Origin of the sequence: Nannocystis bainbridge, from assembly GCF_028368995.1 — a bacterium.
Taxonomy (GTDB): Bacteria; Myxococcota_A; Polyangia; order Nannocystales; family Nannocystaceae; genus Nannocystis; species Nannocystis bainbridge.
In genome coordinates this window covers 1,248,461-1,273,841 of sequence record NZ_JAQNDL010000001.1, presented here as the reverse complement: position 1 = coordinate 1,273,841, position 25,381 = coordinate 1,248,461, and the positions used below count along the sequence as shown (strand labels likewise).

21 protein-coding genes and 1 pseudogene are annotated in these 25,381 nt (G+C 68.9%); 8 read left to right on the top strand and 14 right to left on the bottom strand.

Going from position 1 to position 25,381, the window contains the following annotated elements; translation table 11 throughout:
* Nucleotides 1-369: 369 nt before the first annotated feature.
* A complete protein-coding gene (locus tag POL25_RS05020) occupies nt 370-642 on the top strand; it encodes a hypothetical protein (protein WP_272084688.1) in 273 nt (90 codons plus the stop codon).
* A 986-nt stretch (nt 643-1,628) separates the two neighbouring features.
* Here the strand turns inward: POL25_RS05020 and POL25_RS05015 are convergent.
* Nucleotides 1,629-3,620, bottom strand: coding sequence for an aconitate hydratase (locus tag POL25_RS05015; RefSeq protein WP_272084687.1), 1,992 nt, complete (start codon nt 3,618-3,620; stop codon nt 1,629-1,631).
* A gap of 71 nt (nt 3,621-3,691) precedes the next feature.
* A complete protein-coding gene (locus POL25_RS05010) occupies nt 3,692-4,021 on the bottom strand; it encodes a hypothetical protein (protein WP_272084686.1) in 330 nt (109 codons plus the stop codon).
* 138 nt (nt 4,022-4,159) lie between these two features.
* Between POL25_RS05010 and POL25_RS05005 the strand changes: the two genes are divergently transcribed.
* Nucleotides 4,160-5,068, top strand: a complete 909-nt coding sequence (locus POL25_RS05005; RefSeq protein WP_272084685.1) for a hypothetical protein — start codon at nt 4,160-4,162, stop codon at nt 5,066-5,068.
* Here the strand turns inward: POL25_RS05005 and POL25_RS44860 are convergent.
* Complete coding sequence (locus tag POL25_RS44860; RefSeq protein ID WP_373372066.1) at nt 5,055-5,633, bottom strand: transposase; 579 nt, start codon at nt 5,631-5,633, stop codon at nt 5,055-5,057. The two genes, POL25_RS05005 and POL25_RS44860, sit on opposite strands and share 14 nt — an antisense overlap.
* Nucleotides 5,634-5,863: 230 nt before the next feature.
* On the opposite strand from POL25_RS44860, the gene POL25_RS05000 reads away from it, so the two are divergent.
* Nucleotides 5,864-8,761, top strand: a complete 2,898-nt coding sequence (locus tag POL25_RS05000; protein ID WP_272084684.1) for an ATP-binding protein — start codon at nt 5,864-5,866, stop codon at nt 8,759-8,761.
* 196 nt (nt 8,762-8,957) lie between these two features.
* Here the strand turns inward: POL25_RS05000 and POL25_RS04995 are convergent, their stop codons facing one another.
* Both POL25_RS04995 and POL25_RS04990 read right to left on the bottom strand, forming a co-directional pair.
* On the bottom strand, nt 8,958-9,857 hold the full coding sequence (locus POL25_RS04995; RefSeq protein ID WP_272084683.1) for a hypothetical protein: 900 nt from the start codon (nt 9,855-9,857) through the stop codon (nt 8,958-8,960).
* Between the two features lie 1,143 nt (nt 9,858-11,000).
* Entirely contained in the window at nt 11,001-11,216 is a 216-nt protein-coding gene (locus POL25_RS04990; protein WP_272084682.1) for a transposase domain-containing protein, read from the bottom strand.
* A gap of 95 nt (nt 11,217-11,311) precedes the next feature.
* On the opposite strand from POL25_RS04990, the pseudogene POL25_RS44855 reads away from it, so the two are divergent.
* Nucleotides 11,312-11,398 (top strand): annotated as a pseudogene (locus POL25_RS44855) (hypothetical protein); the annotation flags it as partial.
* Between the two features lie 128 nt (nt 11,399-11,526).
* Here the strand turns inward: POL25_RS44855 and POL25_RS04985 are convergent.
* From POL25_RS04985 to POL25_RS04975, 3 genes are all read right to left on the bottom strand, one after another.
* Complete coding sequence (locus POL25_RS04985) at nt 11,527-11,748, bottom strand: hypothetical protein (RefSeq protein WP_272084681.1); 222 nt, start codon at nt 11,746-11,748, stop codon at nt 11,527-11,529.
* 487 nt (nt 11,749-12,235) lie between these two features.
* Nucleotides 12,236-12,610, bottom strand: coding sequence for a hypothetical protein (locus POL25_RS04980; RefSeq protein WP_272084680.1), 375 nt, complete (start codon nt 12,608-12,610; stop codon nt 12,236-12,238).
* Nucleotides 12,611-12,612: 2 nt separating this feature from the next.
* Nucleotides 12,613-13,209 carry a hypothetical protein gene (locus POL25_RS04975; protein ID WP_272084679.1) on the bottom strand — a complete coding sequence of 199 codons (597 nt, stop codon included), beginning with the start codon at nt 13,207-13,209 and terminating at the stop codon, nt 12,613-12,615.
* A 434-nt stretch (nt 13,210-13,643) separates the two neighbouring features.
* Here POL25_RS04975 and POL25_RS04970 point away from each other — a divergent pair, with 434 nt between their 5' ends.
* On the top strand, nt 13,644-14,747 hold the full coding sequence (locus POL25_RS04970) for a hypothetical protein (protein WP_272084678.1): 1,104 nt from the start codon (nt 13,644-13,646) through the stop codon (nt 14,745-14,747).
* A 7-nt stretch (nt 14,748-14,754) separates the two neighbouring features.
* Here POL25_RS04970 and POL25_RS04965 read toward each other — a convergent pair whose 3' ends face one another.
* The 4 genes from POL25_RS04965 to POL25_RS04950 are packed head-to-tail and all read right to left on the bottom strand — an operon-like array spanning nt 14,755 to nt 19,774.
* Nucleotides 14,755-16,395 (bottom strand): hypothetical protein, encoded by a 1,641-nt coding sequence (locus tag POL25_RS04965; protein WP_272084677.1) that lies wholly within the window; start codon nt 16,393-16,395, stop codon nt 14,755-14,757.
* Nucleotides 16,396-16,449: 54 nt separating this feature from the next.
* Complete coding sequence (locus tag POL25_RS04960) at nt 16,450-17,313, bottom strand: hypothetical protein (protein WP_272084676.1); 864 nt, start codon at nt 17,311-17,313, stop codon at nt 16,450-16,452.
* Nucleotides 17,314-17,320: 7 nt separating this feature from the next.
* A complete protein-coding gene (locus POL25_RS04955; RefSeq protein WP_272084675.1) occupies nt 17,321-18,952 on the bottom strand; it encodes a serine/threonine protein kinase in 1,632 nt (543 codons plus the stop codon).
* 15 nt (nt 18,953-18,967) lie between these two features.
* Nucleotides 18,968-19,774: a hypothetical protein gene (locus POL25_RS04950; protein WP_272084674.1), complete on the bottom strand. Its 807-nt coding sequence runs from the start codon at nt 19,772-19,774 to the stop codon at nt 18,968-18,970.
* Nucleotides 19,775-20,116: 342 nt separating this feature from the next.
* Between POL25_RS04950 and POL25_RS04945 the strand changes: the two genes are divergently transcribed.
* Both POL25_RS04945 and POL25_RS04940 read left to right on the top strand, forming a co-directional pair.
* Entirely contained in the window at nt 20,117-20,377 is a 261-nt protein-coding gene (locus POL25_RS04945; protein WP_272084673.1) for a MerR family transcriptional regulator, read from the top strand.
* Between the two features lie 844 nt (nt 20,378-21,221).
* Nucleotides 21,222-22,061, top strand: a complete 840-nt coding sequence (locus tag POL25_RS04940; protein WP_272084672.1) for an Imm51 family immunity protein — start codon at nt 21,222-21,224, stop codon at nt 22,059-22,061.
* 255 nt (nt 22,062-22,316) lie between these two features.
* On the opposite strand, the gene istB is transcribed toward POL25_RS04940, so the two are convergent.
* The gene (gene istB, locus POL25_RS04935; protein ID WP_272084671.1) at nt 22,317-23,087 is read right to left on the bottom strand and encodes an IS21-like element helper ATPase IstB; all 771 of its coding nucleotides are present in this window, start codon (nt 23,085-23,087) and stop codon (nt 22,317-22,319) included.
* Nucleotides 23,074-24,255, bottom strand: coding sequence for an IS21 family transposase (istA, locus tag POL25_RS04930; protein ID WP_272084670.1), 1,182 nt, complete (start codon nt 24,253-24,255; stop codon nt 23,074-23,076). The genes istB and istA overlap by 14 nt, the downstream gene beginning before the upstream one ends.
* A gap of 46 nt (nt 24,256-24,301) precedes the next feature.
* On the opposite strand from istA, the gene POL25_RS04925 reads away from it, so the two are divergent.
* Complete coding sequence (locus POL25_RS04925; protein ID WP_272084669.1) at nt 24,302-25,207, top strand: hypothetical protein; 906 nt, start codon at nt 24,302-24,304, stop codon at nt 25,205-25,207.
* Nucleotides 25,208-25,381 lie beyond the last annotated feature (174 nt).

Below are 25,381 nucleotides of genomic sequence, written 5' to 3'. Positions count from 1 at the left end.
CCGCGCTTAGGGTCGAAGATTGCAATAAGAGACGCATCGAAGGAACCTCAAGAGGTGGCGCGGCCCCACGGCCGCCGTCGCCCTTGAGTCCCCGTCGCCTCGCCGCTGTTACAACCATTTCGCTGCACCCGGGCCGCGTGCCGGACGCCGCGCGGCCTCACAGTTACGGTCCGGGCGCAGTCGTGCCAAGCCCAGCGAGGTCTGCTTCCGAGGGGACCTTGGATGAGACATCCGACGCAGGTGAGATTGGTCGCTATCTCAAGGCGGTCCGGCCGCAGGGGAACGACCTCTACGCGCTCCTGCTGTAGGCAGCGGCCCGTGGCGGTGGATGCCCGTCCTGAACGGGTCGGCGTCCGCCGCCAACCGCGGATGCAACAGCTTGAGCGCCAGGCCCCCGAGCTCGGCCGAGTCGAGGGCAAGCAGTCGACGCTCCTCGCTCGCCTGGAGCGCCTGTGCGGCGTCCTCGGCGGTCCTAACCCCGGAGACGCCCCGCACGGCGGTGGCGGCAACGCGTGCCAGGCTCGCGGTCGTGGTCGTGGGACGATACAGGCCCGCGGCAGCGTCGACCCCCGCAGCGCGGTGCTTCTGCACGTGTGCTCCAAGCTGCGCCAGGAGGCCGCACACGACCCACCGCCCCTCTGACCAGTGCGACCGTGCGGAGGTCCTGTTCCGTCATGCGGGGGAGCCACGTCGGAGGGGGGCGCGCTCCTCGACCTCTGAATTCGGGGTCGACGCGCTCGCCCTGCGCCTTTTGCTGCCTCCTCCGCGAGGAGCGGGAAGGTCGAGCTCTTGCCCCTCGGACGTCTCATCCGTCGCAATGCGAGGTGCCGGCTCCAGCTTGAGCGGGCCCAGCACTGCCCCGCCCGACGGTTCTTGGACAGCGGAATCCCTCTTGTCATGAATCTTCATGGACTTCGAACTTTGCATTCGGGCCAATGCGAGGAAGTGGGCTTCTTCTCGAAAGTCATAGGGGGTGTACAGCTTTGGGTAATGCCTCGACACCAGCAAATACAGGACCGATAAAATGACGAGCGGATAGAACATCAAGAATCCCAAGAGCAGCGCACGCTCGGCGGTCCCCATCACATCGAGGCGAGCGAAAACCACCGAGCCTGGGGTCCCGTAGCCGAGAATGAACACAACCTTGAGGAGACCGATCGGGCTCTTCGGTGTCGCGCTCGCCGTACGAGCGAGTTGAAGGGCTTGTATAGGCGACATGCTTTAGCCCTACCACATCGATTCAACAGCGGGAATTAAATTCCCGCCGATCGCTCCCGAATTATCATTTCGACGTTTTTGTGAAGCCGGCTACCAAACGGTCATCGAACGTCTCGTCGTCCAGCACATACTGCGTCCAGATGTCCTCCGAGCGGGTTACCAAGCAAATAGCTTCGTCCTCCGACGACGCAACGGAGTAGACTGAATCCTCGAACCACGCCGGCGAGATCGTCGAATTGCTGGCGGTGCAGCCCGACGGGTGACCGCGACGCGCGCGCGAGGGGCCGGCGATGCGCCGCCTGGACCTTGGCGATCGCGCTGGGCCCGGCCTCACCGCAAGCGACCGCGAACATGGCGAGGACGAGGCACTTCCACATCGGCCCGACGCTACGCGGCGATCCGCGTGGCTGTCAACGAGCGCACCGCAGCGGGCCGTCATTGCCCACCCCGCGCTGTTGCCGGAATTGGTTGATCAGCCCGCCGGCGAGCACTGCGCGCACCTGGCGCTCGCTGAGCTGGTGCGCGCAGCGTACGTCGCGCCGCTGGGTCAGGTTGCGGACCACGATGACACCGCCCGCGGCGACGCGCTCGCGCAGGTCCGAGAACGCGAACTGGTCGCCCTGCTCGATCCAATCGTAGTCGGCGGGATCGACGAATGTCAGCGCCAGGATGCCGAAGTTCGCCAGGTTCTGCCAGGCGATGCGCGCATAGCTCCTGGCGATCACCGCGATCTGGCCGAGGTAGCGCGGCGCGAGCGCGGCGTGCTCGCGGCTCGAGCCCTGCCCGTAGTTGTCGCCGGCGATGACCACGTGACCGCCGTGCTGCTCCTTGGCGACGTGCGCACGCGCGGCGAAGGTCTCATCGATGGCGAAGAAGGCGTACTGGCTGATCGCGGGGATGTTGCTACGGAAGGGCAGCGCGCGCGCCCCCGCCATCAAGATCTCGTCGGTCGAGATGTCATCGTCCATCTTCAGCAGCACCGGCACCTCGGCGTCGTCGACCAGCGGAGCGAACAGCGGCAGCGCCTTGATGTTGGGCCCCCGCTCGAAGCGTTCGGCGATACCGGCGGAAGGCGCGGGAGCGATCAGGTCATGGTTGATTGCCTGGTCTTCGGGCTCGGCGAAGCGCGGGCAGGACAGGCCGTAGAGCTTCTCGAGGTCGCGCGGATCGGTGATGGCGCCGGCCAGTGCCGAGGCGGCGGCGGTCTCGGGGCTGACCAGGTAGACCAGGTCCTCCTTGGTGCCCGAGCGGCCGGGGAAGTTGCGCGGCACGGTGCGCAGGCTGATCTGGTGAGTGGCCGGAGCCTGGCCCATGCCGATGCAGCCGTTGCAGCCGGCCTGGTGGAAGCGCGCCCCGGCGGCGATCAACTGCTGGAACGAGCCCAGGCGCGCCAGGTTCTCGATCAGCGCCCGCGAGGTCGGGTTGATGTCGAGCGAGACGCGCTCGTGCGCACGTAGGCCCTTGACGATCTCGGCGGCGATCCAGAAGTCGCGCAGGCCGGGGTTGGCCGAGGAGCCGATGTACGACTGGTAGATCGGGCGGCCCTCGACCTCGCGCACGCGGACCACGTTGCCGGGGCTCGACGGGCACGCAATCAGCGGTTCGAGCGCCGGCAGCTCAATACGCTCGACTAGGTCGTAGTCGCAGCCGGCGTCGGCGATGAGCTCGACCCAGTCCTGCTCGCGGCGTTGCAGGCGCAGGAAGCGCCGGACCTGCTCGTCGGAGGGGAAGACCGTGGTGGTTGCGCCGAGCTCGGTGCCCATATTGGCAATGACATGGCGGTCCATCGCCGTGAGCCCCGCCAGGCCGTCGCCGAAGTACTCGACGATCATGCCGCGGCAGCCCTTGACGTCGTGCCGGCGCAGCATCTCGAGCACGAGGTCCTTGGCGCTAACCCAGGGGGGCAGCGCGCCGACCAGCTCGACGCCGAGGATCTTCGGCATCCTCAGGTACAGCGGTTCGCCGGCGATGGCGAACGCCACATCGAGTCCGCCGGCGCCGAAGGCGAGCATGCCCATCGAGCCCGCGGCCGGGGTATGGCTGTCCGAGCCGGCCAGCGAGCGTCCGGGCCTGCCGAAGCGTTCCATGTGCACCGCATGGCTGACGCCGTTCCCCGGGCGGCTGTACCAGATGCCGAAGCGCTGACAGATCGCCTGGAGGAACAGGTGGTCGTCGGGATTCTTGAAGTCGGTCTGCAGCAGGTTGTGGTCGACGTATTGCACCGAAACCTCGGTGGCCGCCCGCTCGAGGCCCATCGCCTCGAGCTCGAGCATCACCAGCGTGCCGGTGGCGTCCTGGGTCAGCGTCTGGTCGATGCGCAGGCCGATCTCCTGGCCTGGGATCATCTCCCCTTCGAGCAGGTGCGAGGCGATGAGCTTCCGTGCGACGTTCTGGGGTGCCATGATAACAACTTACGGCCCGCCCGGGCCCGGGTCACGCCGGGAAGCGCACGAGCACGATTCGCCTCCTGCGCTCACTCGAGCAGGCGGGCGATCAGGACCTTGCCGCCATCAGCACCCTCTTGCACCGAGCGCGATGGCGGTGCTGGCGGCGCTCCTCGGCCCCGGCGGGCTTCTTCGGCGACCGCGGCCGCGGCACGGTCCTGCGCCTCGGCTTCGGCGCGAGCGCTGGCCTCGGCGGCCTCGCGGGCAGCGGCCTCGGCGGCCTCACGGGCAGCGGCGGCGGCCCGCTCGCGGTCCTGTCGCTCGCGCTCCATGTCGACGAGCGCGCGGATGGCGATGAGACCGGGCCGAACCATCACGGCGTTGATGAGGGCGTGGGCGAGCGGCCGATCGAGGTCCATCAAGATGGAGCTGGCTGCGAGTTAGCCCGCGCCAGTACAATCGCCCGCAGGTCGCCGGACTGGGCGTCCAGCCTCTTCTGCGAGAGGACGATGGCCCCGACGCTGGGCCCGACGACGAGGTCGGTGATGGTGTCGAGCTTGGTCGCCGACCTCGCCTGCCCACTGCCGGACATCATCATCGCCGAGCTGCTCAGCTCGCCGAGCAGCGACCGCGACCTGCGCGACGCGACCTTCGAGCCGGGCCAGCGGCGCGCCGCGGCGCCTAGTTCACTCTTGAATTCATTGATGGGACGCCCGATCCTGGTGGGGATGCCGTCAGAAGATCGCAACAAGAAGATTTTCAGAAATACCCTAGCGAGGGTGCTTGACCTCATTCCAGGCTTATCGCTTATGCGAGGAGCTGTTGAAGACACCGCTTCCGAAAAGGAACGAAGAGCCGCGGAGACGTTCCTCGAGACGGTGCGACCGTATGTTGATCAGGGCAACTTTGCAGCGGTTTCTCTATATGTCGGCCAACGCGCCGACGATCCTGGCCTTCATACTTTGGTTCAGGAGCAACTCCGAGATATCCAGTCCGTTGACAATGAACTGGGCAAGAGCTGCCTTGTTTTGCTCGCGGTCGATCGCATGCAGACCCCGAAGGTGCCGGATCGGCTGTATCGGCAACTCGCCAAGGTACTCGCTGAATCCGATGTGCCAACGCTAAGAGTCATGCGCGAGATGGCAGATGCTATACATGTTCTGTCTTCGCAGTTCATTGCCTTGATGGCCGGAACACTCGATGACGGGCCCGTTTCTTACATGAAGGCACCTGGGATGGATGCTGTCTTCCTCTCGCGGGAGGTTGACCCCTTGCGCTTCGAGGCGATTATCGATTTCCTCGTCAGCCATAGAATGGCAAACCGCTGGGAAGGCATGGGGTCCGCACACAACAAGGCTGCCGGAATTCAAGATGTGTCTATGCAGCATTTGGGAAGACTCGACAGCCACCATCAGCCGCCGTGGGAAGCCCTCCGGAAATATCTGGAGCCGCTTAGTCGGGATTAGGACGACACGCCCGAGCACAATGTGGAGCGGCTTCGGGCTCGGCGAAGCGCGGGCAGGACAAGCCGTAGAGCTTCTCAAGGTCGCGCCCCGAACCCGCAACACTTCCTCGTAAAGCGGCTCCAGAGCTCGCGCCCCGCAACACCGCCGAAGGTCGTGCACAACGAGTTTTCCGGTGCGTGTTGAGATTGTCCATGACGAGGTGAATCGTCCGCGCCGAACGATATCGTTGAGCTATTCTGCGGAGAGCTCGAGCGAACTGCTTCGCCGTGCAGTTCGGCGTCGCATAGGTCAGGTGGCACCCTGCCTTGGGCTCGACGATACAGAAGATATTTGCGGTTCCGCGCCGAACGTATTCATAGTCCTGGCGGGCCATGCGGCCAGGTGAGGCTGGTCGGCCAGGACGAGCGGCCGGCCGTTCATCGAGCGCGACGACCGGCTCCGACGGTCGGCCGGTTGCGCCAGGGTGTCGAGGACGTCGTCCATCCGCGCGACGTACTCCTCGGAGCTTCACTGGATCTCCACGGCCCGCGTTCGCGGCACGGTCGCCACATGTCCTCGGGGACATATCATTCCGCCCGTCGAGGGTGCTGCGATTCCTTCCGCGCACCACGCGCGTTCGTGACGGTCGCCCGCGCCCGCCGGACAGGGCCGTCCGGATCGTCCGCCTCCTCGACGCCGGCCTCGACGGTGAAGCCCACGAGCGGGGCCGCCGGACGCTCGGGTCGCGGTCTTCGCCGCCTCCGCGCTCGCTGACCCCACATTGGCCGCGCCCGCGCCCGCACCTACAATTATTGCATGCGCTCCGACGAGCTCACCGGTCCCGCCACCGCCGACGCCAGCGAGCGCGTCGGCGACGAAGGTCGACCGCACGTGCGCCACGTCGACGAGCTCGGCGAGCTCGAACTGTTGCTCGACCTGAGCGTCCGCCTGGCCGGCAGCCTCGAGCTCGCCGCGGTCCTCGATCACACTCTCGCCGCCGCCGCCGCGATCGGCCACACCACCATGGGGGCGATCACTCTGCGCGCCGACGACGGCGCGTTCGAACCCGGCGCCAGCCTCGGCGTCACCGACGAGCTGCTCGCGCGTCTCGGCGGCGCCGCCCAGCTGTGCCTGCAGCGCCGGGCCGCCGTCGTCGTCGCCGACACCGACCTCGACCCGCTCGCCCACGAGGCCCACGAGGCCGCCCAGGACCGCTTCCGGGCCCTCCACGCCGTCCCGCTGCTCGCTCGCGGCGGGCGCCTGCTCGGCGTCCTCACGCTCTACTTCCACCAGCCGCGCCGCCTGTCCGAGCGCGTCGCGCGGCTCCTGGGTCGCTGCGTCGACCAGTCCGCGCCCGCCATCGAGCGCGCATTGCAGCACCGGCGCACCCTGCAGGAGCTCGCCGACACCCGCGTCGCCGAGGCCGCCGTGCGCGACGAGTCCGAGCGGCTCTCGCTCGCCTTGCAGGCCGCGGGCGTGAGCTCGTGGGAGTGGAACATCGAGACCGGTGCGGTCACCTGGTCCGAGACCATCCGCGAGCTGCTCGGCCTCGGTCCCGACGAGCCCGCGCCCGACGAGACCGGGTGGTTCGACCGCATCCACCCCGACGACCTCGTCACCGCCCTTCACACCACGCGCGAGGCCGTGCGCACCCACAGCCCCACGCACTCCGAGTTCCGCGTGCGCCACGCCGACGGCACCTATCGCTGGATCGCCGCCCGGGGCGACGTCCTGCGCGCCGGCGAGGCGCCCCTCCGCTACGTCGGCGCCAACTACGACATCACCACGCGTCGCTGCGCCGAGATCGCCTTGCGCGAGAGCGAGGAGCGCCAGCGGACCCTCGCCGACAACCTGCCCTCGGGCTTCATCTACCAGGTCATCGAGGGCGTCGACGGCTCGCGCCGATTCGCCTACGTCAGCCGCGGCGTCGAGGCCATCTGCGGCATGACCCCCGCCGAGATCGTCGCCAACCCCGCGGGCCTCTACGGCGTGATCGTCGACGAGGACCGCGAGCAGATGCTGGCGATCGAGGGGACCGCGTTTCGGGCCCGCACCCACTTCGACTGGCAGTTCCGGATCCACGGCCGCGACCAGATCCGATACATCCGCTGTCACTCGGCACCGCGGCCCCTCCGCGGCGGCGGCACCGCCTGGGACGGCATCGCCATCGACGTCACCGAGCACGCGCGGGCGCTCGATGCCTTGAAGGACAGCGAGGAGCGCTACCGGACCCTGTTCTCCTCGCTCGACGAGGGCTTCTGCATCGTCGACGTGGTGTTCGACGGCGACCGCGGCGTCGACTACCGCTTCCTCGAGGTCAACCCCGCGTTCGAGAAGCACACCGGCCTCCACGACGCCGTCGGCAAGACCATCCTCGAGTTGGCGCCCGGCCACGACCGTCACTGGGCCGAGGCCTACGGCGAGGTCGCCCGCACCGGCCAGCCCGCCCGGTTCGTCAACCTGGCCAGCGCGCTCGGCCCGCGCTGGTACGACGTCTACGCCTTCAAGCTCGGCGAGCACGTCGCCATCCTCTTCACCGACATCACCGCCCGCATCCAGGCCGAGCGCGAGCGCGAGCGCCTCGTCGAGCAGCTCCGCGACGCCGACCGCAAGAAGGACGACTTCATCGCCCTCCTCGCCCACGAGCTGCGCAACCCGCTGGCGCCGATCCGCACCGGCCTCCAGGTCATGCACCTCGCCGGCGACAACCTCGACGTCGCCGCCCGCGCGCGCGCCATGATGGACCGGCAGCTGTCACACATGGTCCGCCTCATCGACGACCTCATGGACGTCAGCCGGATCAGCCGCAACAAGCTCGACCTCCGGCGCGAGCGGATCCTCCTGGCCGACGTCGTCGGCAGCGCCGTCGAGACCGCGCGCCCGCAGATCGAGGCCGCCGGCCACGAGCTGCAGGTCTCGTTGCCCGCGGGCCCCGTCTTCCTCGACGCCGACCTCACCCGCCTCGCTCAGGTGTTCAGCAACCTGCTCACCAACAGCGCCAAGTACACCGGTCCCGGCGGTCACATCCAGCTCACCGCCGAGCGCAGCGGCGACGAGGTCGTCGTCACCGTGCGCGACGACGGCATCGGCATCCCCGCCGGCTCGCTGTCCTCGATCTTCGACATGTTCAGCCAGGTCGACCGCAGCGTCGAGCGCAGCGCCGGCGGCCTCGGCGTCGGCCTCGCGCTCGTCAAGGGTCTGGTCGAGATGCACGGCGGCAGCGTCACCGCCGCGAGCGCGGGCGAGGGTCGTGGCAGCACCTTCACCGTCCGGCTGCCGGCGCTGGTCGACCGCGCCCGCACCGACAGCTCCGACGATCCGCACGACCTCCCGCCCGGCCCGGGCCGCCGCGTGCTCGTCGTCGACGACAACCGCGACGGCGCCGACGCCATGGCCATGATGCTCGAGATGCTCGGCCACGAGGTCCACACCGCCCACGACGGCTACGAGGCCATCGAGGCCGCCGACAAGTTCCGACCCCAGGTGATCCTCATGGACGTCGGCATGCCCCGGCTCAACGGCCTAGACGCCACCCGGCGGATCCGCGAGACCCCGTGGGGCCGCGCCATGACCATCATCGCCCTGACCGGCTGGGGCCAGGACGCCGACCGCGAGCGCTCGCGCGCGGCCGGCTGCGACAACCACCTGGTCAAGCCCGTCAACCTGCAAGACCTCGAGCAGGTCCTCGACGCCCCGCTCGGCCATTCACACTAGTGCTCCGACCGCGACGTAGTGATCTGGTCGAGTTTGAACAGCACCCGGTCTGGCTCCTGCCCCGGCGATCGAAGAGCCGCAAGCCGAGGTCGGGGAACCCGCGAGTGGTGGCCGAGCACAGCAACGAAGCCCACCTGACCCGCATCGTTCTGCGGCAGGCGCTCCGGACGAACATCTCTCCGGCGCTCCCGCATTGTCACACCCCGTCGCCCATCAGCGTGCGGCTCTCGGGTTTGCCGCCGTTCCAGTGGATCATCTGGAGGTACCAGCCCTCGTGGTATTGGTCCTCGTAGAGCACCTCGTCGAGGCCGTCGCCGTCGATGTCGACGAGGGCGAAGAAGGTGGCGGCGCCGAGGACGTCGGCGACGGCGAAGAACTCGACGGCGCCGTCGGTTCTGGTGAAGAGCACGCCCGAGACTTCGAAGTCATCCTCGTCGCTCTTCGCCATCGCGTGGACGAACGCGACGTGCGAGCGTCCGCCCGGGAAGCGGCCGGGGAACAGCTTGACGTGCTTCTCGGCGATCGTCGTCTTGCGCACGTGCGGGCGCAGGTCCTCGTCGAGCTTGGGCACGAGCGCCTCCACGATGCGACCGAGGGCGCCGGGCGCGAGCGCGGCCGGGGCGAGCGGCTTGGGCGCGACCAGCTTCGCGGTCGTGGCCGCGTGGCCGCGGAGGGCGATCGCCCAGCCCTTCGCGCCCGGCTGCGCCGGCCCGAGATCGACCTTGAAGTGCAGCGCGGCCGAGCCTCCCGGGACGCTGGCGCCGAAGCCCGCGGCGATCCGCTGTTCGGCGCCCGCGAGGGTCACCAGCGTCCAGGGATCGCCGTGCGCGAAGCCGACGGGCAGGCCGGCGTCGCCGGGCGCGAAGCGATCGATGAAGGGCGAGTCCTCCCTGTCGCCCAGCGCCGCCAGTCGCCGGTCGAGCGGGCCGGTGTCGATCGCCTCGAAGTTGATGATGTCGACCGCCCAGGCGCGAGTCTCGGGGTCGAGCGCGGCGGCGTACACCGCGAGCGGCACGAGCGGGGTCGCGGGCGGCGGGTCCGGGGTGGCGACGTTCGCCGGCGGAGCGAGCGGGTCCGGGGTCGCGGGGGCCGTCATCGCGGGCGCCGTGAGGTTCGCGGGCGGGTCCGGGGTCGCGGGGGCCGTCGTCGCGGGGGCCGTGAGGTTCGCGGGCGGGTCCGGGGTCACAGGGGCGGCCGGCGCATCCGCGGCGGCGACGGCCGCAGGCGAGCTTTCGACCGGCGCGGCGGCGGGGTGCGGGGCCCCGGATGGGTCCGAGGAGGCGGTGCAGGCGGCCCCGATCAGCGCGGCGGTCAGGGGTAAAGTTGTCCACCGACGCATGACATCCCGCGGGGCGCTCATGGACGTATCATCCGCCCGAAGCGCGAGCGGCGTCCACTGCCGGGTACGAGCGCAGGGGGCGAGGGCGCGCGAGGGCTGAACGTGATGACCCGGGCCCAGGCGTGTGCCGTGGGCGTTGGCGCGCTACCGCCGCTCCAGGCGCGCCCACTCACCGACGATAGCCGGGCGGTGACGGAGGCAGTGGTGTCGGGTTGCGATCGACCCACGCGACCGCGAGGCGCGCGAGGTCCCGCGTCGCCTTGTCATCCTGCGGGAGCTTGCCGATCGCGGCCTGGAGCGCCGCCTGGTCGGCTTCGGCTCCTGTGCGAGAGTGCGCTCCAGGGAGGCGGCTCGATCGTCGCGGCGGCGGGTCTTCTGGAAATCACCAGGCACTCGCTGGAGCGCAGGATCATCAAGCTGCGCATCTCTTGGTAGCCTCAACAGGCCCACACTTCACCCCCGAGCTATGGCCTCACCCGTCCTGACGTTCGCTGGGCGTGGGCTTGAAGGCGCCGCGCCCGAGCGCCTTGAGAATCTAGTCAGGGGTCCACAGGTCGTCGACCTGCGCCAGCGATGACGGTCTCGTTGCTGGCCTTGAGGTTGCCGACCACGTCGAGGAGGTCGAACAGCGAGCTGAAAGCCTGCTCGCCTTTCCCAGCTCCCGTGCTCTTGGCTGCAAGTCCGCATCAGCTACGCCGTCGAGCGAGGGTGCAGCGGCGCGCCGTCGATCGCCGGCTCGTGGTCGCCGCCGTGGTCGCCGCCGTGCTGGTACGCGTCGGCATCGCCGCGTCACGCATGACATCCGCGTCAGTCGCCAACGCGAGCTCGTCGCCGGGAAGAGCCAGTCAATTCAGTCGTATGCGTCCGGCGAGCTACGTTCCCGGCTGAGTCGCCGTTCGGCTACACCTCGCTCGTATGCTTCCCGAGGGACACGCCGCGGAAGACGTTGGTGGCGAGGCGCTGCTGAGCGTCCTCCTGTTTCAGAGTCTCCTCCCAGAAGGCCGGTGCGAGCTCGAGGACGCGGCGCCGGGGCCACGACGGGAGCAGGCACAGCAGGTCGCGGAGGTATGCCCAGGGCTCGATCCGGTGGAGCTGGCAGCTCGCCAGGAGCGACACGAAGAGTGTGTTGGCGCGGGCGCCCTCCTCGCTGCCGAGGAACAGCCAGTTCTTGCGGCCGATGACCTCGCGCCGGAGTCAAGGCGCTCTTCAAGATCGAGCGCGCGCTGGCGACGGCGCCCCGCAAGAAGCGAGAGTCGGTCCGCCAGGCGAAGTCGAGACCGATCGTCGACGCATTCTTCCTCTGGTGCGACCAGCAGGCCGCGCTCGCCCTCGACGGTACGCCGCTCGCCAAAGCCCTCGGCGGGCACCGAGACTATCACCATCCAGGGTCCGATGGCGCCGCAGCCTCTCGAGTCACTGTTGCAGCTCATACTCCGGCGAGTCGCTCCGCCAGGTCGAGTAGGCTCGTGTACGACGGGTCGCCGTGGTACTGGTCGGCAAGCACGATCATTGCTTCGGTGGGGCGAAGAACCTCGCCGGCGAACTCGAAGCTCCCCTTCACAACCAGCAACAAGCGCTCCTCACCGTGAGCGTCGAGCAGGAGTTGCGGCTGCGTGTGCAGGCGCGTCGGGTTGATTAGTGAGAACATCGCTGCAACGCTTGAGTATAGCTTTCCCGAGCCTGGATCGGTCAGGTGACGCTCGGGCCCGTCGAGAATTCCGCCAGGGGCTCTCGTTGGTCTTGGCGGGCAATCCCGCTCGGCAACGCGGCAAGCTCGCTATGTCACGCGGCCTTGTCGGGCGCCCATTGTTGGCGCTTTCAGCGCCCCTGCGGGCAGCCCCGCTCCTAATGGCCCCTCCGATCCCTGGCACTCTCCTGCGAGAGCATCAGGAATCTGTATGCCCCAACCATATCACGCGACATGGTGACCGTCAGTCGGGCCAAGGCGGGCGTCGCACCGCTCGCTGGCCGGCAAGGCGGCCGAAAGCGCGCGCCACAATGCGGCATCGAGTTCGTCTATCTGTCGCCTGCTCGTGGTTTCGCCGTGGGCGGGTCCGTTCGGCCAGGTCGTCGAACGGCTCGAACGCGAGGAGCATGGAGAGGGGTACAGCGCGAACGTCGGCGATCCCAGCGCGCTAGGGGTCAATTGGCGAACGGTTGCCGCTCGGTTCAGGCGGAAGCTCGGCCCGCCCTGTTGCCAGCGCACGGCGCCGGCGGACGACGAGGGCACGCAGGCCCCGCTCGACGACACCGAACCCGAGAACGGGCCCGAGCAACGCGGCGATGAACGCGGCTGGCAGCTCGAAGCCGGCGTAGAGCACGATCCAGCCGAGGGCGACGGAGAATGCGCCAATCGCCGCACCGAGGAACGAGCAAAACAGCGGCCAGTCCCATTTGAGCGCGCGCCAGAACCACCAGGTGGGCAGGAACCCGAGACGCTGTGGATGCGTCATCAAACGGCGCTGCGCGTCGCGCTGGCTCGGGAAACTCGCGGGAACTAGCACGCCCACGGTCACCCCTCCGTCCAACCCGGCTCGCAGGTCTCGGGCTCGCTCTCGCATGCCTTCTCGACCAGCCAGCCGCACCCGACGGCGAGGGCCGCCGAGACGGCGCACGTGAACGCCGCCGCGGGCGGGATGCACCCGAGCACGCCGATGAACGCGCATTTCGCTTGTTCCTCCGGCTTGCCGCGCGTCGCTCCGCAGGCGTCGGCGGGCGCCCCTACGTCCGCCTCGAACACCCGGACCTGAAGCACGGCGAAGGCCGCGAGCATTTCGACCGCGCGGGGCGACGTGTCGGCAAGCAGCTCAATGCCCGCCGGCGTCGCCTGGGGGCCGTCGTCCGAGCCCGTGAAGAGCAAGACGCCGTCGGCGACGTACTCGGTAAGCTGGCCAGCGCCTTGCTTGGTGGTTCGGAGCTCGAGCTGAACCGCCGCCCGTCCCCGGTAGCGAGTCGCGGAGCGGACCCGTCGAACGCCGGTCGTTGCGTCGCAAACGTCCGAGACAGGTGCGAGAGACTGCGCCAGCAACCGCTGGGCTCCGGCTGCGTGGGCCAGAGCGGCGTCGGTGGCGGCGAGGAAGTTTGAAAGGATGAGAGGGAGCTGAAGCATGTCCGTCTATGTCTTGGCCACCCGGTCGCTGGCGGCGCGCCCGGCTACGAAAAGACGCAGCGGCAGAGCGCGGTGCGGGTAGCCCATGGCGGGCCCATAGGCGGGGGCCGCGGTCCGAACAGGCGGGCGGGTTCTTCGGCGTTGGCACGCTCGGCAGCACGTCCAGTTGTGACAGTTCACGAGCTCGCCTCGCAAATCTGGCAGCCACGGGTGAACGCATCTCGTGTCCGTCACTGGCGACGAAAGCGAGGAAGCGAGTGCTCCGGTTCGCGTATGCGCAACGGAATATGCTCTTGGAGAGCTGGAGGACGCGACGGGTACGCGCGGCAGGACCAGGTGCCGGTGGCCCGACCTGGGTCTGGAATGAGCACGCAGGACAGGCGTTCGGCGCCGAAGTGCGGGACAGCGCGGGGCGCCCGGAGTATCCTTGTCGCATGCGCCGCCTCGCGCTCTCCGTCGCCGCTGCCACACTCGCCTGCGGCACCAACACGTCGCCGGGGTTCTCGACGGGACCCGGCGTGACGTCCGTGACGACGCCGGGCACGTCGACCTCAACCTCGTCCACCAGCTCCGCGGGCTCGTCTTCGACCTCGACGTCCGGCGGCGCCGAGGACAGCGCCGCCGCCAGCACCGCCGGCGTCTCGACCTTCGACATGGACCCCGCGCCCGACCTCGGCGACCCGCAGCCCGAGGGGTGCAAGGGCAAGATCGACTTCGTGTTCGTGATCTCGGCGCTCTTCACGATGGACGAGGAGCAGGATCAACTGGTGGCGAGCTTCCCCGGCTTCCTCGATGTGTTGGAGACGAAGTTTGCCGGCTTCGACCGGCACATCATCAGCGTGAACACGGACGAGAAGTGGCGCGGCCTGAACTGCGAGTCGGCCGAGTACTGCGGGAACAAGGGCAGCTGCGGCCCGAACGCCATGGATTACGTCTGCGGCTCGCACGCGGACACCGTGTTCAAGTGCGACCGGACCCGCGGCGCCGGTCTGCTCTACAACGCCGGCCCCTACGCCACCAACCACGTGTGCGAGCTCTACGGGGGGAACCGCTACATCGTCGAGGGCGAGACGGACCCGGACGCGTTCGCCTGCATCGCCCAGGTGGGCACGTTCGGCGACGATCCGCCGCTCGCGGACACCCTCGTCGCCGCGGTGTCCGACGAGCTCAACGGCCCGGGCGGCTGCAACGAGGGGTTTCTCCGCGACGACGCGCTGCTCGTGTTCGTCTTCATCATGGACAACGAGGACTACGAGTCGGTCCTGAGCGCGAAGAAAGTCCACGAAGCGGTGGTGGCCGCCAAGGGCGGCGACGAGCACGCGATCGTCGGCCTGGCGATCATCGGGCAGCCACTCGAGGGCGAGCCCGTGCCAGGCTGCGTCTACGATGACGGCCTCTGGCCGATCCACGTGCGCGAGGTGATCAAGACCTTCGAGTACCACCACGAAGGCAACATCTGCGCCGACAGCTACGACGGGTTCTTCAGCGAGGCCGCCGACCTCGTGCACGAGGCGTGCGACGCCTTCATCCCGCAGTGAGCGGGGCTCACTGGCGCACGAACGCCGCCCGGGCGTAGCGCACACCCGCGGCCGTCAGCTCGCCCACCGCGAACACCTGGTCCCAGGGATCGAGCGCAACGCCGTAGACCGCCGACGGGTCCAGGCCCGACGAGAACTCGAGCTCGTACGTCAGACCCTTGCGCCCGAGCACGACGCCGCGGAGCGTTCCTCCGTCCATCACGACGCCCGAGGCGATCACCCCTCCGTGCGCGCTCACGGCGACCCCCGTCCCGTACGCGACATCCACGGCTGCCTCGGGCGACCACCAGAGCCGGGCGCCGCCCGCGTCGTAGAGCGCCAACTCAATCCGCTGCGAGGCCTCGTCCGTCATCGCGCCGTAGCCGACGACCACCACGCCGTCCGGGTGCGCGGCCGCGCCGAGGTACATGCCTTGCCGCCAGCCGCCATATGCCTCCTGCACGACCACCGGGTCGAGCCGCGCTCCGGTCTCCAGGTCCAGCGGCACGAGGATTCCTCGAGTCTCGAACCACCATTCGTCGTGCTTCCCCTTGCTCGCGCCGGCGACCCACGCGACGCCGTCCTTGATCACCACGTCGAACGCGAGGTCGTCGAATCCGTGCAGGTTCAGTTGGCCGTTGGGTGCGTGGTCCCACCCCTTCGCGCTCACGACCGCCACGCCCTCCGCGTTCATGCGCCAGATCTTGATGTCCGTGTCGCCGTAGCCCGAGCTGCCGAAGCCGACCGCGATGCACCCGCCGGCGGCGTCGCTGGCGATGCCCCGCACCGTCGTCCCGGCATCGGTCGGCATCTCGACGCCCGTCGCGTGGCCCTCCGCGTCGAGCAGGACGATCCGCGGCCGCCACTTGCTGTCCGCCTGGCGGACGTTCATCGCCACCCAGATCTGCCCGCCCGGCGTCAGCGCGACCGCATCGACCGCGCCCTCGCGCGAGTCGAGCACGATCGTACCTTCGGCCCAGACCTCCGTGCCGTCCTTGCCCCGCCGCTTCCGGATCGACGGGCGCGGCGCGCCGTCGACGACCAGAGAGCCAACCTCGATCGCGTCGCCCTCGGGCGTCACGACAACGCGCCGCGAGGTCGAGCCGCTCGGCCCGAGCCTGGCCCACGCGAGATCGCCAGGCGCCGGCGCGGCGACCTCGAACATCACCGGCGGCCACGCGTGCGAGAGCGGCCCGAGGGTGGCGGTCACCTCGAGCACGTGCGCGCCGTTGTCGACCGCCCCGAAGCATGGCGCCGCGCCGGTCCACACGCCGCCGCCCTGGTCGGTGAAGAGCTCGAGCTCGGCGCCGTCGAGCGTGGCGCGCACGAGGCTCGCGCCCTCGGTCATCACCGTCACCGGTACCGGCCCGGCGAGGTGGACTTTCGTCGGCACGTCGACCGCGAGGATCCGCGGCGGGACGAGCTCGGCGCCGCCGGCCGTGCTGCCGGCGTCGCTGGCCGCGCTGCTGGCGTCGCCCGAGCTTGCCGCGTCGGTCGTGCCCTCGGGATCACCGGTGGCCGGGGTTGGCTCGTCGAGCGTGCTCGCGGGGCCGGTCGTCGCCGCTGCTCCCCCGTCACTGCTCGTACCTGTCCCGGCGGTCATGTCGTTGGCGATGAAGTCGGCCCACGACGGCGCGTGATCGACACAGGCGCCGAACGCGAGGAGCATGGAGAGGGGAACAGCACGAACGCGGATCATCGCGACCTCCGAGCGCCAGGGGGCTCAGAACGAGTATACGAACCCGGCACCGCTGGCGCGCGCTCTCGCGCGTGAGCCTGCGCGGGTCGGCGCGAGCAGGACTGCGGCACTTGTAATTAAGCTTACACATCCCACAATCAGCAGGGCCGGCCATGTCGCATGGAGCCGGATATAGCGATCGTCGGCGTCGTGCGCCGCGGCCCGCTCCGCGACCGTGTACTCCCGACCTTGCCCCGCGCTGGCGATCGCGGCGAGCTCGGATTCCGCCTGCTCGCGCCGCACGAGCGCGCCCGCCATGCCTCCGAGCAGCCCGACACCGACAGCACCAAGGACGGACGCCGCGATCACGCGACCGCGAGGGCGCCACGGCGGGCTGTCCTTCGCGCCAGGTGCCGGCGGGCTGTCCTTCGCGCCAGGTGCCGGCGGGCTGTCCTTCGTGCCAGGTGATGTCGGGCTGTCCTTCGCGCCAGGTACCGGCGGCGGTCCCTCGGCTCGCGGCTCGCGTGTCGGCGTCGGCTCGCTCGCCTCGCTCGGCGGCGTGGGGCACTGCACGCCGGCCTTGCGCACGAGCGCCGCGTCCGCCGCTTCCAGCTCGACCCACGCGGCCCGTTCCTTCTCGCTGGCGAAGCCCCCTCGCGCGAGCAGGCCGCTCGCCACGGCGAGGGCCTCGCACAGGTGGGCGACGTTCTCGGTCGTGCGGTAGAGGGCGCGTAGGCTGTCATGGACCCCATAGAGCGCCGCGGGAGCGTGGACGCCCGGCGCGGCGGCCCGCTCGCGGTGCAGCTTCAGCGCGAGCTCGAGATTACCATCGTTGAAGGCCGCGACCGCCTCAGCCTCGGAGGGCGGCGGCGCGAGCATGGTCGACACCAGGACGAGGTGGAGAAACATGGGCCATCTACCGATCGAAAAAGGTGTGCTGTCGCTGCCCCTTCGCGACGTGGAGATCGAAGCGATCCAGGGCCTCGCGGATGCACCGCGTTTCCGGCGAGTCCGAGGCGGCGCCGCGAACGTTGGCCGGCTCGCCCGCGGCGATCGTCGTCAAAAGCGGTTCTGCATCGATCTTCGCGCGCTTCAGGCAGGCCCGCGCGCGAGCTTCGGCACGGCGCATGCGGGTCCTCCATGGCTCGGGCCGCGGTGGCTCGGGCGACTCTACGACCGCGCTCGCGGCCGCGGCCTCGACGACCCGCGGCGATTCGGGCGACTCTACGACCGCGCCCGCGCCCGCAGGCTCGACGATCCGCGACGGCTCGACGACGGGGGGCGCGACGACGGGCGGCTGGACGACGGGCGGCTCGTCGATCCGCGAGGGCTCGACGGTGAGCAGCTCGACGGCCGCGCTCGCGTTCGTCGGTTCGACGGCCCGCGAAGACTCGACGACGGACGGTTCGACGCTCGCGCTCGCGGCCACCGGCTCGCCCGGCGTCGCCGCGCGCAGAAGAGCCACGGTCGCGCCAACGCCAAGGGCGAACGACGCAACCGATGCCGCGAGGAACGGCAGCGACGATCGCTTCGCCGGCGCTGCGAGGCGCGACCGCACGATCTCGAGCGCCCGGACCAGCTCGGCCATGCTGCGGTGGCGCTCGGCGACACGCGAGACGCCGCGCCGAAGCTCGATGACCAGCGGCCCGAGCTCGGGCGCAAACTCCTCTGCACGGATCTCGCGGTGACGGTACACCTCCCGCGCATACAAGCGTCGCCCGGTGATCATCTCGTACAAGACCACGCAGACCGAGAACACGTCCGTTCCTGGCGAGACCTTGCCCTCGTTGACCCACTGCGGGCACATGTACGCCGGATTCCCGATCCACTCGGTCTCCGACGTTCGCCAGCGCTTGCCCGCCTCGGTCGGATCGCGCAGGTGCGGCTGATCATAATAGTCCGCCGTCAGAAGTGCCGCCCCGAAGTCGATCAGACGCACGCGTTCGCCTTCGAGGATCACATTGTCCGGCTTGACGTCACGGTGGATCACCCCGGCGGCGTGAACCGCCGCCAGCACGCGGCCGAGATCGATCGCCAGCGCGAGCGCTCGCGCCGGCGGTATCTTGGTCTCACGGCGCAAACGTCCGCGAATTGTCTCACCCGTGATGATCTGCATGGCGAAGTACGGCTCGCCCTCGGCGGTCTCCCCGATGTCGTAGATCGCCGGGACGCCTGGGTGCTCGATCGCCGCGAGCGCTCGGTATTCCCGCCGAAAGCGCTCCGTGAAGCTCGTGTCCGCGTAGCTTGGCTTGATCCGCTTGATCGCTACGTTGCGACAGGCCACGCGATCGTACGCGAGCTGAACGACGCCCATCCCGCCGACCCCGAGCGTCTGCAGCAGCGTGTAACGCTCGGCGAAGGGGCCGAGCGTCAGGCCCGTCACTTCCACCGCGGACGGCTCATCGTCGTCGTCGACGCTCCCCACTTCGAACGCCGGACTCACGTCGATCGGCGGATCGAGCAGGCCGAAGGTCGACTCCTGCGGAGCCCGCCGGGTGGTATCGGCCGGGTCGAGCGGCGGGAACGGGCTATCCGCGGCGATGGTCAAGGGACGCTCTCCTTCTCATTGGGGAGCCGGAAGCGCGGCGAAGAGCTTCTCGTACTCCTGGCGCCTCTGCGATCGCACGGGCGTGTCACCGGCGAGATCGTCGCGCTCCGGCCAGGTGACGAAGCCGTGCTCCACGGCGCTTGCGAGGCGATTCTCGCAGCGACAGGGGTTCTTGGGCTCTACGTGCTCGCAGACATGGTCGAGATATTCGCCCAGGTCTTGCAGCGCGCGGGAATAGGCAGAGCTCGCACCGGTCGGGGAGCCGAAGATCTCGTGCACCTCGTCGCGCGAGAACCCGAGGATGACGCGCAAGATAAAGGCGGCGCGCGGGGCGGGAGACAGGTTCATCAGGACGGTTGTCAGGCATTTGCGCTGTAGCTCTTGCTGCAGCACGTACAGCCGCCGCACCTCGCCGCGAATCAACGGGTGCTTCATCCCGAGTTTCGTCGTCCCGTCGAATCGTCCGAGGCTCTCGTCGAGGTCGAACCCATGAATCTTATGGCGAGCGGAGAACAAGCGGGTGACCTGTCGGAGCCGCCCGAACAAGTCGGCAGCGGGCTCGCGGATGGACTCTCCCTGCTGGCGAACCATGCCCGGTCGCTTGTATTCGTGCTGCCGCAGGCCCGGGCGCTTGTACGCGGCGGGCGGGTGGCCCGGCAGCACGTCCGGGGCGTCCCGCTGGAGCATCGCCAGGCCGGCCTCGCGTGAGCCAGCCATCCAGGTAGCGAACCGCACCACGAGCGGGTGCTCGGCGGGCGGCTGCTCGGCAGGGGCCTCTTGTTGTGCGGCGGAGCCCGAGGTTTCTGGGGTCGGGGTGTCCATCAACGTCCGATGTTGCAGCGGAAGCGCGCTTCCGTCCAGCCGGCCGACGGGCCGAAGAGCGGACGCGCGCCCTGGCAGAGCCAGGAGCGGCTATCCTCGGCCTATCATCTGTCTATCCTCGGGTCAACGATTGTTTGCGCATCCTGCGGCATGCGCGCGATCGCGCCGGCGGAGACAATGTCGCAGGTTCGCGGATACGCGCGCCGGCGCAACCATCGAGCTGCACTACCCGCGAGTCCCGAACCCGAGCCCTTCCACTCTTCACGGCGACCGCCGGCGCGATTTTCCAGTGTAGGCCGGAACCCTTGCGGCAGCGTCGACGCGTCCGGTACCGTCCGCGCGGTGTCCTTCCCCCTCACAACCGAGGAATTGGCGAAAATGGCCGACCTCACCGTACCCACCATTCGGGAATGGCGAAAGCTCGGGCTATTCGTCGGGGTCAAGACGACGAAGAAGGGCGGAAGTGGTGGGGTGCGAATCTTGTGGGCGGCCTCGGCAGCGGACAGGGTGGTCGAGATCGTGAAGCTCAAGGGCGAGGGCTGGGGTAACGATGCGCTGCGCGAGAAATTCGAGGCAGAGGCGCAGGCACAGCAGAACCGCTAGCGCGTTACTGCCGCGCGTTGGAACAACAACGGACGCGGGCGTATCGGTCGGGACTGCATGTGGGTCGCCGTCTGTGGGATTGCCCCTGAAAAATTGGACACCTTGCTTATGCCGCTTGAGTCCGCGTCTGCTCGGCCTGGAAGCCCGTACTCGTCGAAGAGCAGCCCGTGCGGGCGCAGCAGCGCACCGCACCGGGGACAGCGCAGGGCGGGCTCGACCCGCTTAAATCCGGATGAGATCGTCACCCGCAGGGTTATGGAAAACGCTCCCGACTTCGGCGACGAGTTCAGCCCAGCCGGCTGTCAAGGGTCGGGGTCACTGATCGTCTCGAGGTCGGCAGAACTGCTCGCCCTCTCGGGCCCGGTCATGCCCTCGTGATCGGGGCCGCCGAGCGAATCGCTCGAGGTCGGCAGAACTGATCGACGAAGCGCATCCGGGAAATTAGGCCGGGTTATCGGTCGGTGGTGCCGGGGTCGCCTGGCGAGACCGGCGTGGCGGGTTGCGGAAGGAGTTGCCGTCGAGCTCGAGACCTGGTCCGCACCGCCGACGACGACCTCGACCTCGACCTCGACCTCGACCCCGCGCTGGCTGCCTGCGTGCAGCGCTCGCTCGCCGGCCCGCACCCCGCGCCCGGCTCACAGTCCGCGCCGCCGCCGATGACCCTCTCCGCCTTCGGCATGAATCTCCACGCCGCGACCACCGCCGACGGCCGCGACCGCAAGCAGCTCGAGCGAATCTGCCGCCACCCGGCTTCCAGCCGACCTCTCGACTCAGTTCGTCGGGGCCGATTGTCGCGATGATGCGAGCGAGCACGTAGTCGAGGCACCTGGTAAAGTCGCGCCCGATGGCCAAGACAGGGGCGAACCCGCACAAGGACCGACTGTTCGCGCTGCTCGACATCGCCGAGGCCATTCGTCGCGAGAGCGCCGACGAGCTGGCGCTGGCGTTCTACGCCGAGCTTCGGGCCCTCGCTGGCGAGCACCCGACCGCGGCTGCGGTCCGTTCGCTCGAAACGGATTTTCTGGTGGAATGGAACGAAGGCGCGGGACCCGAGGTCGAGGCGTTCTGGCGGAAGGTCGGCGAGGCCAACATCGATCTCCAGCGACGACGCGACATCGTCGCCGAGACCTTCGCGCGCGGGCGTGTCGCGACCATGGAGGAGTATTGTACGATCGAAGACGCCTTCGAGGCGCTCCAGACCTGCGGGAAGGTTTCAGACGAGCAAGCGAACCTGCTGAACGAAATGCTCGACGCGTTCGCAGATGCCCCCGAAAACGGAGCGCTCTTCGGACACGCGCCATCGCCCGCGAAGCCTTCGAAGCCCTCGAAAAAAGCCAAGGCGCCCAAGGCAAAGAAGCTCGCCGCAGGTCAGCTGGTAGAGGTCGGCCCGAACCAGTATCGCTACGATTACGTCGGCAGCGCCCTCACGCCGATGCTCCAGAAGAAGGGCTATCAAGGGGGAGGGGAGTCGTGGGCAGGCATCGCGCGCGGTGTGATGGCGCTGGAGGCGCCTGAGCTGGAGGCCGAATTTCGCTTCGATCCGGAAGCGGGTTGCCTCGCACTGTGGGCGACGGCGGCGGCACCTCTGCGCGTGGTGGATGCGTTGCTCGCACGCGTCGAAAGCGACGCGGGGCTCCGCAAGCGCGCGCTCGCACGAGCGGAGGCGGATCGCGTCATCGAGTGAGTGGAACAACGTCAGGGTGAAGGCGTCATCTCGAGTGGGCCGAGCGGATAGGCGTTTCAATCGCGTTCCGCGAACCCGCCTGTCGCCCTCCGCCGCGTGCAGTCATCGCCCTCTCCTGCATGTCAAGGGTCGGGGGCACTGATCGTCTCGAGGCCGGCAGAACTGATCGCCATCTCGGGCCCGGTCACGTGATCGGGGCCGCCGAGCGAATCGCTCGAGGTCGGCAGAACTGATCGACGGTGCGCATCCGGGAAATTAGGCCGCGTTGTCGGCCGGTGGTGCCGCCTGGCGAGACCGGCGTGGCGGGTTGCGGAACGAGTTGCCGTCGAGCTCGAGGACCTGGCAGTGGTGGAGCAGGCGGTCCATGGCGGCGCTGGCCATGAGCGGGTCGCCGAAGAGCGGCGGCCACTCGTCGATGGCCCGATTCGACGTAATGATCGTCGAGCCGTGCTCGTAGCGCTGGCGGATGATCTCGTAGAGGTCGATCGGCTCGTCGTGGCGCAGCGGGCGGAGCCCGAGGTCGTCAATGATCAGCAGATCGGGGCCGACGAAGCGGAGCATGCGGCGGTCGAAGGACTCGTCCGCCCTTGAGGCGCGCAGCTGGGTCAGCATGTCGTGGGCCGAGGTGTAGAGCACGTGGTGGCCACCCATGCACGCGCGGTGGCCGAGGGCCTGCGCGACGTGGCTCTTGCCAACGCCGGTCTTGCCGATCAGCAGCACGTTCTCGTGCCGGTTGACGAAGTTGCAGGTCGCGAGGTCGATGAGCTTGTGCTTGGGGATCTTCGGGTTGAAGTTGAAGTCGAAGCTGTCGAAGGTCTTGCTGCCCTCGAAGTTGGCCCGGCGCAGCCGTGAGGCCATCTGCTTGCCGTCACGACGCTCGACCTCGTCGTACAGGAGTCGGTACAGGAATTCGTCGAAGGAGAGGCTGTCATCGACGGCCTGGCGTCGGCGCAGATCGAGGGATTCGAGGACGCCCGACAGGCGCAGCTTCTTGAGAATGGGGATCAGATCTTCAGTGGGGTGCATCGGTGTCTTCCAGGGGAGCCGCGAGCAGCTCCTTGATGTCGCGGGCCAATCGTGGACGCTCCAGCCTCCCGCGTTCGGGCAGGACCACGCCGGGCAAGGACTGCAGATCGAGGCCCTTGCGCAGGATGTTCTTGATGGCGCCGTAGCTGTAGCTGGCGAAGTAGCGGGCGCGGGCGCAGGCCGCCCGGGCGCGGTGGGCAGGATGGCCCTCGAGGTACGTGACGATCGCTTGCACCGTGCGCAGCTGCAGGAGCACGTCGTCGCTGGCGAAGACCTCGCGGATGTATGCACCCACCTCGTCGCCGAGCGCGTCGGCGCGCTCCTCCCAGTTGCTCTGGCTACGATGACGCAGCTCGCGGCGGCCCTCCGGCAGGTGGGCCTCGTGGGTCCGTCGCTTGCCCGCGGCTGCGCGCTCGTGCGTGGCGATTCGAATGTCCTCGAAGAACAGCGCGATCGAGTCCCGGCAGGCGCGAACCGTGACTTGCTTGCCGACGAAGCGCCAGGGCACCGAGTACATCGCTTTATCGAAGACGACGTGGCTGTCGGTGTGGACCTTCGCGGCGTGCCAGATGGCCATCTCATGCGGTGATTGTGGCAGCGGCAGCAGGGCCGCCCGCTCGACCGTCTCGAAGCGGTGCCGGGGTGCCTTGCGGGTCGTGCCGTGTACACGCTGACCGGCGACTTCCTCGACCCACGCGTCGAGCTGTGGGCGTAGCACGCTGACGTCGAGCTCGTCGCGCGGCCGCATGAAGTTGTGCTTGACGTACTTCACCGCCGACTCGACCTTGCCCTTGTGTTCGGGCGTGTACGGCGGCGCCGGGTCGATCTTGCAGCCGTAGTGCCGCGCCAGCTCGCGGTAGCTGCGGTTGAGCACGGACTTGTCGTCGATGGCAAATGCGGCGCGGATCACCGCCGCCTTGAGGTTGTCCGGGACGATGACCGCCGGCACGCCGCCGAAGGATTCGAAGGCGTCGATGTGCAGCCGGATCCAGGTCTCGGTGCTCTGGTCGAACACGATCCGCGCGAACATGTGGCGCGAGTAGCCGAGCACCATCACGAACACGTAAGCCCGACGCAGCACGCCGGCCCTGGGGTCGTAGAGCTTGCCCACGTCGCCGAAGTCGACCTGGGCGACCTGGCCCGGCAGCGTCTCGACGGGGATCGCCACGGCCCGGGCCCTGTATGCCTGCCCACGTTCCTGCTACGCCTCGAACATGCAGCTCCCCCTCGCACAGCTCCTCCGAGCCTACATCCGCGCTTTCTCGGCCCGACCCGACGTATCGATCATCGACGCCGCGTTCGCTGCCCCGCTCACCGCCGAGGAGCGGGCCGGTCTCCCGCTGCCTCCGGAGCTCGACGTCTTCGCGGAGACTCTCGGGGGCGTCGAGTTCACGTGGATGTTCGAGCAGGACAAGCACAACCCCGACCAGAGCAAGGGAGAAAACGGCGGCCACCTGGCGATCCCGTCGATCCGGAATTTCGCATGGCACCCGCGGCCGAGCGGCGTGCGCGGCAACTTCGCCGCGCGCGCTGTTCTCGACTCCATGACCCCCGAGGGCATCGGCTGGTGGATCCACCGTGCCGACGAGTCACCGAAGCAGGCCCGGACGGCCTTCGAGGACGCCAACGACTGCACGCTGAAGCCCATGGACTCGCTCAAGGCCTATCTCACCATGGGGGCCCGTTACGCCTTCGTGTGGTACTGGCAAGCCGGGACCGGAACTGGCCGGGGCTACTACGACCGCCTGCGCGGCGCGAGCGTCCCGTTGAACACGTCCACGGCCAAGATCGAGGCCCGCCTGGTCGACGTCGGACTGCTGCCGGAGGAGGCGGCCGGCCTCTACAAGTGGCTGGGCGCCAGCGTGGTGCTGCTGCTGCACCGCGACGGCAGCCGAACGACGCCGAATACCACGTCGTCCTCCGAGAAGCCCCCCGCCAACACCACCAAGGATTCGGCTATAACGAACGCCACCACCGCGAAGGCGACCGGCGAGAAAACAGCCAAGAAACCCGCCGCCGCGAAGGCGACCGCCGAGAAGACAGCCAAGAAACCCGCCGCCGCCGCGAAGGCGACCGCCGAGAAGCTCGCCGCCGGGAAGACTGGCAAGAAGACTGCGTGACAGCGGGTGCCGCGGCGACCGCGGTCGCGCACCCCCGCGCGGGAGAACTTCGGTAGCCTGCACGTCGTCGCCTGGATCGCCGCGACGCACAGGGGAGTCCGGTGTGACACCGATGTCGCGGAGAACCCCACGCAGGCAGCGAAGGCGCCGAGATCGGGGCATCCTTGCCTGGCA

What these genes read in the sequence shown, in the direction of transcription:
- POL25_RS05020 (WP_272084688.1), top strand. Translation starts at nt 370, where the DNA reads ATGCAACAGCTTGAGCGCCAGGCCCCCGAGCTCGGCCGAGTCGAGGGC.
- POL25_RS05015 (WP_272084687.1), bottom strand. Translation starts at nt 3,620, where the DNA reads ATGGCACCCCAGAACGTCGCACGGAAGCTCATCGCCTCGCACCTGCTC.
- POL25_RS05010 (WP_272084686.1), bottom strand. Translation starts at nt 4,021, where the DNA reads ATGGACCTCGATCGGCCGCTCGCCCACGCCCTCATCAACGCCGTGATG.
- POL25_RS44860 (WP_373372066.1), bottom strand. Translation starts at nt 5,633, where the DNA reads ATGTCCCCGAGGACATGTGGCGACCGTGCCGCGAACGCGGGCCGTGGA.
- POL25_RS05000 (WP_272084684.1), top strand. Translation starts at nt 5,864, where the DNA reads ATGCGCTCCGACGAGCTCACCGGTCCCGCCACCGCCGACGCCAGCGAG.
- POL25_RS04995 (WP_272084683.1), bottom strand. Translation starts at nt 9,857, where the DNA reads ATGACGGCCCCCGCGACCCCGGACCCGCTCGCTCCGCCGGCGAACGTC.
- POL25_RS04985 (WP_272084681.1), bottom strand. Translation starts at nt 11,748, where the DNA reads ATGTTCTCACTAATCAACCCGACGCGCCTGCACACGCAGCCGCAACTC.
- POL25_RS04975 (WP_272084679.1), bottom strand. Translation starts at nt 13,209, where the DNA reads ATGCTTCAGCTCCCTCTCATCCTTTCAAACTTCCTCGCCGCCACCGAC.
- POL25_RS04970 (WP_272084678.1), top strand. Translation starts at nt 13,644, where the DNA reads ATGCGCCGCCTCGCGCTCTCCGTCGCCGCTGCCACACTCGCCTGCGGC.
- POL25_RS04965 (WP_272084677.1), bottom strand. Translation starts at nt 16,395, where the DNA reads ATGCTCCTCGCGTTCGGCGCCTGTGTCGATCACGCGCCGTCGTGGGCC.
- POL25_RS04960 (WP_272084676.1), bottom strand. Translation starts at nt 17,313, where the DNA reads ATGTTTCTCCACCTCGTCCTGGTGTCGACCATGCTCGCGCCGCCGCCC.
- POL25_RS04950 (WP_272084674.1), bottom strand. Translation starts at nt 19,774, where the DNA reads ATGGACACCCCGACCCCAGAAACCTCGGGCTCCGCCGCACAACAAGAG.
- POL25_RS04940 (WP_272084672.1), top strand. Translation starts at nt 21,222, where the DNA reads ATGGCCAAGACAGGGGCGAACCCGCACAAGGACCGACTGTTCGCGCTG.
- istB (WP_272084671.1), bottom strand. Translation starts at nt 23,087, where the DNA reads ATGCACCCCACTGAAGATCTGATCCCCATTCTCAAGAAGCTGCGCCTG.
- POL25_RS04925 (WP_272084669.1), top strand. Translation starts at nt 24,302, where the DNA reads ATGCAGCTCCCCCTCGCACAGCTCCTCCGAGCCTACATCCGCGCTTTC.